Source organism: Stenotrophomonas sp. GD03794 (assembly GCF_029842145.1).
GTDB lineage: Bacteria > Pseudomonadota > Gammaproteobacteria > Xanthomonadales > Xanthomonadaceae > Stenotrophomonas > Stenotrophomonas riyadhensis.
In genome coordinates this window covers 81,684-88,555 of record NZ_JAOCFV010000017.1, presented here as the reverse complement: position 1 = coordinate 88,555, position 6,872 = coordinate 81,684, and the positions used below count along the sequence as shown (strand labels likewise).

The window sequence follows — 6,872 nt, the reverse complement described above, 5'->3', positions numbered from 1 at the left end:
GTGACCAACATGCGCCATCACCGTCGACGGATCACCGCGATGTACCGCACCCTTGCTGCCGCATTGCTCTGTGCCCTCTTCGCCGTTCCGATCGCTTCTGCACGTGGCGCTCCCGGCACTCTCTCTGCTCAGCTCGACACCCAACTGCAGGCCAACCGCGAGCGCTACGGCATCGCCGGCCAGGCGGTACTGGTCGCACACAACGGCCAGGTGCTTTATCAGGGCGCCAGCGGCGAACGCGATCCCGCTGCCCATGCGCCTGCCACTGTCGATACCATCTTCGCCGCGCAATCGATGGCCAAGCTGCTGACCAGCACACTGGTGATGCAGCTGGTCGACCAGGGCAAGGTGGATCTTGACGCACCGGCCAGCCGCTTTGTGCCGGACCTGCCTGCAGCCTGGCAGGCGATCCGCGTGCGCGATTTCCTCAACCACAGCTCGGGCATCGGCGAGTACTACGACCGGGTGGACAACCGCTGGGTGAGCAAGGGCTACCCCGGTGTGGCGCCCGACCTTGCAGCTGCGCTGAAGGTGGCTGCGGCGGCGCCGATGCAGTTCGCCACCGGCAGCCGCGTGCAGTACACGCAGGCCAACTACCTGGTGCTGACCGCCTTGCTGGAAGCGCATTACCGCAAGCCCTACCCGGCCATTGCACGCGAACGCATCCTGCAGCCGCTGAAGATGACCCGCACTTCATGGGGAGCAGCCAACGTGCCGGTGCAGCGCGCAGCGGTGCCGTACATCGGCAAGGACGGCCAGCTGCAGCCAGCGAACGAAGACCCCTGGCCGGACTACGGTTGGGGCCATGCCGATCTGCAGACCACCGTGGGTGACATGAACCGTTTCCTGCAGGCGCTGGCGACCGGCAAGCTGCTGCGCACGGCGACCCTGGAAAAACTCTGGCAGCCGCAGAAACTGGCCGGCGGCGGCAGCAATTTCTTCTCCACGGGCTGGGACACTACCCGCAGCGACGGCTACACCCAGGTCGGCCACGATGGCGGCACCCGTGTACGTGCGCGGCTGGCCTACAAGGGCACCCTGGCCAGCGGCTACTGGGTGTTCGTGTACCTGACCAACGGCAGCGCCCGCAATGTCTGGTCGAGCACGCTGGTCGAGAGCACGATGGCGGTGGCCGCGCCGGAGGAGTTTCCGCATGCGGTATTGTCCGAGCGACTGATCGCGTATGCGCTGGATGACAGCGCCGGCGCGGCCGAAGCAGTGCATCGCTGGCTGCGCGACAGCAACAAGGTTGCTGCCAGCGAGCTGGAAGGCGCGATCAATGCCGATGGGTATGCCATCCGCGAAAGTCTCGGTGCACGCAAGGCGGTGAAGGTGTTCACGCTCAACACCGAGCTGTATCCGGATTCGGCCAATGCCTGGGACAGCCTGGCCGAGTGCCATGCCGCGCTGGGTGAGAAGGAAACGGCTGATCGGCTGTATGCAAAGGCCAAGGCGCTGGCGAAGCCTGCTCCGTAGAGAAAAGCAGTCGAGCATGGCTCGACTCTACATGGATGCCACGTCACCCATACGCGAGCGGTGGGTGACGCGGGGCCGCCGACCTGTTAACTTGCGCGCCACTTTCGTGGTTTACAGCATTTCCGCATGTCGCTCTCGTCGTACCGCCCCACCCCGTCGCTGTTGTTCCTGGCCGTTTCCCTTGGCCTCTCCACCACCGCCGCTGCTGCGCCGCAGGCCACCACGCTGGATGCCGTGCAGGTCAACGCTGCTGCCGATGCCAGCGCCCAGGCGCGCGAGGCGCTGAAGCGCGTACCCGGCGCCAGCAACGTCATCGACGTGGCCAAGGCCGACAGCCGACTGTCCAGCAGTGCCGATATGCTGGCCTACCAGCCGGGCATCAGCGCGCAGTCGCCGGGCAACGAGGGCACCAAGATCTCGATCCGTGGCTCGGGCATCAACCGTGGCCCGGGCGCGCATGCCTCGGGTATCGCCGTATCGATCGACGGCCTGCCACTGACCGGCCCGGGCGGCACGCCCTACGAGCTGCTGGAACCTCTGTGGCTGTCCCGCGTGGAAGTACTGCGCGGCGCCAACGGCTTCGAGCGCGGCGCGCTGGCGCTGGGCGGTGCCATCGACTACGTCAGCCGCAGCGGTCGTGATTCGGCGGGCGTACAGCTGCACTACGAAGCCGGCAGCCGTGGCTACCAGAAGCGCGGCATCAGCTGGGGCGGCGTCAGTGGTGATGTCGACTACTTCCTGGCCTACACCGATACCGAATTCGACGGTTACCAGCGCCATGCGCGCGGCGATGGCAAGGGCGCGATGGCCAACATCGGCTGGCAGATCACCCCCGACCTGCAGACGCGCTTCTTCGTGCGCTACCGCGAAACCAATCACGAAACACCCGGTCGCCTGACCCGCGACCAGATCCGCAACGACCCGCATGCGGTCAACCCGGCCAATCTGGCCATCGATGCGCGTCGCCCGCAGCCGGGCAGCACGTGGCTGGGCAACGTCACCACGCTGCAGATCGATGAGGATTCCTCGCTGCAGGCCGGGCTGGTCTACCACACGTACCCGATGGACTTGAACGAGAGCCTGTACCGCCAGCAGTTGGACTACGCCAACCTCAACGCCACGCTGGACTACCGCCATCGCCACCGGCTGTTCGGCCTGGACAGCGAAACCACGGTCGGCCTTCGCGTCACCCACGATCTGGACGCCGATGTGCGCGAGTCGCTGCGCTTTGCCAGCAACGGCTACGCCGCCGGTACGCGCACGCGTGACTTCCGCCACCACGGCACCGACAGCACGCTGCACATCGGCAATACCCTCACCTTGAACGACCGCCTGCGCATGCAGACCGGGCTGGCACTGATCAACACCCGCCGCGATGTGCAGGTGACCTGGCCGAGCAGCGGCGGCCGCCTGCGCGACCGCGACTGGGACTACGCGCCCCGACTGGGCTTCACCTGGCAGCACAGCGCGCAGACCCAGTGGTTCGGCAACCTCAGCCGCTCGGTGGAAGCACCGCATCCGTGGTCGATGATCTGGGGTTCCAACCAGTACTTCGGGCCGGGCAATGGCCCGTCCACCGGCCGCCAGCGCGCGCCGGTACCGATGCAGAACCAGACCGCCACCACGCTGGAACTGGGTGCGCGCGGAGACGCCGTGCTGGGCCGCTGGGAACTGACCGGCTACTACGCACACGTGAACCACGAACTGCTCAGTGTCGAACTGCAACCGGTACCGAACCTGTTCATCGCAGAGAACAACGCCAGCCCCACCGTGCACCGCGGCATCGAAGCCGGATTGGACAGCACGCTGTGGCAGGCAGCGCCGGGCCGCCTGTCCTTGCGCCAGGCGTACACCTTCAGCGACTTCCGCTATCGCCACGATGCGCGTTTCAGCAGCAACCGTCTGCCCGGCCTGCCGCGCCACGCCTACCAGGCCGAGCTGCGCTTCGATCACGCCTCCGGCCTGTACGCTGCGCTCAATACCGAATACGCCTCGCGCATCGCCGTCGACTACGCCAACAGCTACTGGGCCGACAGCCGTGTGATCTTCGGCAGCCGCATCGGCTACGACGCACCCGGTGGCCGCTGGCAGGCCTGGGCGGAGATGCGCAACATCGGCAATCGCCGCTACGCCGCCACGGTCACGCCGGGCTACGACGATGCCGGCAGGGATGTCGCCCGCTCGACGCCGGGCGAAGGTCGTGGCGTCTATGCAGGTGTGCGCTGGCGCTTTGACTGATGGCCGCAGGCGGCGCCGGGTGTGATCCGGCGCCCTCTGCCCCTCTCGTCAATGGGCGTACTTCCAGGGCCGCAGTACGCGGCCATCCCATACGCCGCCCAGACCTCGTTCCGGGGGTTCGCTCATCCAGCGTCCCTGTTCCCGATGCAGTACGACCAGCTCCCGGTAGACGAAATCGACGGAGCACGAATCCCAGGCGACGGCGATCATGGCCCACCGCCCATCGCCGCTGAAAACGGGCCGGGTCAGATGGACGAACTGATCATACGGATGGGACGGCTGCTGCGCCGTTGATGCGCACCCGCGCTCCCGCAGCGCTCGAAGACCTTCGGCATCCATCCGCTGCGCACCGGCCAATGCGGCTGCGAGTACTGGCGCGGGACGGCGATTGGCAGGAACCAGATCCGCCTGCAGCTGCAACCGCAGCGCGTGGATCTGCGGCGGCCACCGGTCGTCCAGCGGCAGGACCAGATCATCCACCTCCTGGCAGGTGGAGGCACTGCTGCCCGGCCAGCAATAGGGCAACGTCTGCTCCATCACGTAGATGTCCTGCCCCACCGGGTCGGTCAACTGCGGCTGCTCCTGCGGGCGCCATCGATCGGCGGGGGCGGACGGCGTCTGCGGTGAGGTGGGCACGCCGCTCGACGGCAATGGCAGAACCGGCGTCGGCTGCGGCACTGGCGGGGCTGGAAGACGGAATGGAGGACCCTGCCGAATCACCAGCGCCATCGCCTCAGCCTGCATCTGCGCGGTTCCCAGGTTGACCGGCGGCGGACCGATTTCCTGCTGCCACCTCGGGCGCAGGCTGCAGATTCCGGCCATGAGAGCCAAAGCCGACAGCGCCGCCGCCAACGATGCAATGCGCCGCCAGGCGATCCGCTGTTGGCAGTCACGGTCTGGCTTGAACGAGGAATCTGTCATCACGACTCCGGCAACGCGGGCCACAGGCCGTGGCCAAAGCTCATGTAGCGGACAGGCTCCACTCGAACACGCTCCCATCCGTCCTTGCTGCGGTGCAGAAGGTAGAGGACGCGCATCGCCGTTCCTCCACTGCACAGATCCGAGGCAACCGATGCCATTGCCCAGTTCCCGTCCAGGCTGAACACAGGACGCTGCAGATAGACGACGCCCAGATCCGGCTTGCCCGGGCCATCCGTGCATCCCTCGACGCCGCGTGCGCGCCGTTGCTGAAGCTCGTCCCACGTCATCCGTTGCGCTCGCACATGCGCAAGCTCAAACGCGAGGTCGGGTACGCGTACAGCCCGGCGGTTCGCAACCTGCAGCATCGCCTCCAGATGCTGCTGAAGTTGAAAGGACGCCGCACTGTCATCATCGCGCCACTCGACGACGTTGTGACGAACCTGGCAGACCGGGGCGGGGTCTCCTTCACCGCAGGCAGGCGCAGTCCATTCCATCACAGCGAATGGCATGTCGGGCTCCCGGTCGCGCGGCTCGAAGTGTGCTGGCGCGACATCTGCCAGTGGCACCTCCGCGATCGCGAACCCACTGTTGCCGGTCAGCATCGCGGAGGAGACTGCCTTCATTGGAATCGGCGGTACCGGCGGCTTTCCTGGCGGTGTCGGTCGCAGGTCGATGAGCTCTGCCATCACCTCGGCCTGCATCCGTGCCGTTCCCAGGTTGATCGGAGGCGGGCTGACATCCTGCCGCCACTGTGGGCGCACGCTGGCCATCAGCGCTGCGCCAGCAGCCACGAACAGGACGACCGCTGTCGTCAGGATGTGCTTCCGTGCAATGCGCTGTCGCATGAAGCTCCTCGAAGAAATGAAGCAGGTTGGGATATCGGCCGGGAACGTGGCGCTACAGCGCTTGAATGACCTGCAGCAGGTGGGTCGCTCCTGGCGCCAGCGCCTGCGCAAGCCAACCCAGCACAGCAAAGAACAGCAGCAGGCCGAGCAGCGGCCAGATCGTGTGCGTCACGCATACCCGCCACCATCCCTGCTCCTGCATGCCCTGCATGCGCCGGTACAGGCCACCGGCGATGGCGGCGTCCACCAGCAGCTCGGCCATCAGCACCGGCGCCGCCCACACCACCCACACGCTGGCCAGCAGGACGGTCGCCACCAGCGCGACGATGCCGAGGATCGCGAGCAACGGCAGGCCCGCTTCGTCTTCGGCCAGGCCGGTCAACGGCAGCTCACCGGCATCGCCGCCGCTGACCCGCGCCGACTCATTCCACGAAGCTGACGCACCGCCACCTCCGGAACGGCCGCCGACGCCGCTCCACGGTGATTCCACGGCACTTCCGCGAGGCGATGGGCTGCCACTATCCACATCCGGCGACAGGCCATCCAGCACGTTGTCCCAGCGCCAGCGGATCCAGATCCACATCAGCAGCAGGAACACGCCATAGGCCAACAGCACGGCCATCGGATAGCGAAGCAGCATTGCGTCGATACCGGCCAGACGCAGCAGATGCGAGGCAAGGAAACCGGCCGCACCGGTCAAGGCCACGATCAATGCCATCTGCAGGCGCGGCCAGCCGCGTTGCTGCAGATGCTGCCGCGCGCGCACGACTTCACTGCCGCGGTTCATCGGCAACTTCAACGGGCTGCGTGAAAAGAAACGGGTGCGTTTCATCGGCGCCAACGGATGCCGCGGATCGTGCAGCGTGGAAGCTCGAAAACCTGATACTGCATGCGGACATCCTTGCCGGGCACGCGTAAGCGGTGGTGGGCGGATTCTACCGCGGGCAGGTCCGCTGTCCAGACGGCGGACCTGTGCGGCCGTTCCTCAGCTGCGGTCGATGATCCGCACGATGTGACCGTCCTCAAAAGCAAACTCGCTGCGTCCCTGCAGGGCCAGTTCCGTGCCCGCGCCGGGACCATCTGGAATGTCCTGCGCGAACACGCCACGCCAGCCGATGCTGGCCAGCGCCACATCATCCTCGAACGTCAGCTCAAGCAACCGCTGCTCGCGCTCGTGGAACATCTGGGCCGATTGCCTCGCCAGTTCACCGAAGGCATCGATGCCTTCGGTGACCATCGTCAGCTGGCCACCGCTATGGTTTTCGAAGCGCACGTTGTGCGCCAGCACCGCCAGCATGGCATCGATGTCGAAGCGGTTGTAGGCCTGGAGGTAGTGCTCGATCAGGTGGCGGCAGTGCGATTCGTCCATGGCGGCGTCCAGTCAGGGCCTGC

Annotated in this window: 6 protein-coding genes; 2 read left to right on the top strand and 4 right to left on the bottom strand. The window is 66.5% G+C overall.

The window, feature by feature from the left end; translation table 11 throughout:
- Positions 1–39 precede the first annotated feature (39 nt).
- Together N5D91_RS11700 and N5D91_RS11695 are read left to right on the top strand one after the other, a co-directional pair.
- Positions 40–1,476 (top strand): serine hydrolase domain-containing protein, encoded by a 1,437-nt coding sequence (locus N5D91_RS11700; RefSeq protein ID WP_180854844.1) that lies wholly within the window; start codon positions 40–42, stop codon positions 1,474–1,476.
- Positions 1,477–1,602: 126 nt separating this feature from the next.
- Entirely contained in the window at positions 1,603–3,714 is a 2,112-nt protein-coding gene (locus N5D91_RS11695) for a TonB-dependent receptor (protein ID WP_180854842.1), read from the top strand.
- A gap of 48 nt (positions 3,715–3,762) precedes the next feature.
- Here the strand turns inward: N5D91_RS11695 and N5D91_RS11690 are convergent, their stop codons facing one another.
- The 4 genes from N5D91_RS11690 to N5D91_RS11675 all read right to left on the bottom strand — a co-directional run bounded on the left by N5D91_RS11690 (position 3,763) and on the right by N5D91_RS11675 (position 6,849).
- Positions 3,763–4,635 carry a hypothetical protein gene (locus N5D91_RS11690; RefSeq protein ID WP_180854841.1) on the bottom strand — a complete coding sequence of 291 codons (873 nt, stop codon included), beginning with the start codon at positions 4,633–4,635 and terminating at the stop codon, positions 3,763–3,765.
- On the bottom strand, positions 4,635–5,480 hold the full coding sequence (locus N5D91_RS11685; protein WP_180854840.1) for an energy transducer TonB: 846 nt from the start codon (positions 5,478–5,480) through the stop codon (positions 4,635–4,637). The genes N5D91_RS11690 and N5D91_RS11685 overlap by 1 nt, the downstream gene beginning before the upstream one ends.
- A gap of 52 nt (positions 5,481–5,532) precedes the next feature.
- A complete protein-coding gene (locus N5D91_RS11680) occupies positions 5,533–6,312 on the bottom strand; it encodes a hypothetical protein (RefSeq protein WP_180854839.1) in 780 nt (259 codons plus the stop codon).
- A gap of 153 nt (positions 6,313–6,465) precedes the next feature.
- Positions 6,466–6,849, bottom strand: a complete 384-nt coding sequence (locus tag N5D91_RS11675; protein WP_180854838.1) for a nuclear transport factor 2 family protein — start codon at positions 6,847–6,849, stop codon at positions 6,466–6,468.
- Positions 6,850–6,872: the final 23 nt, after the last annotated feature.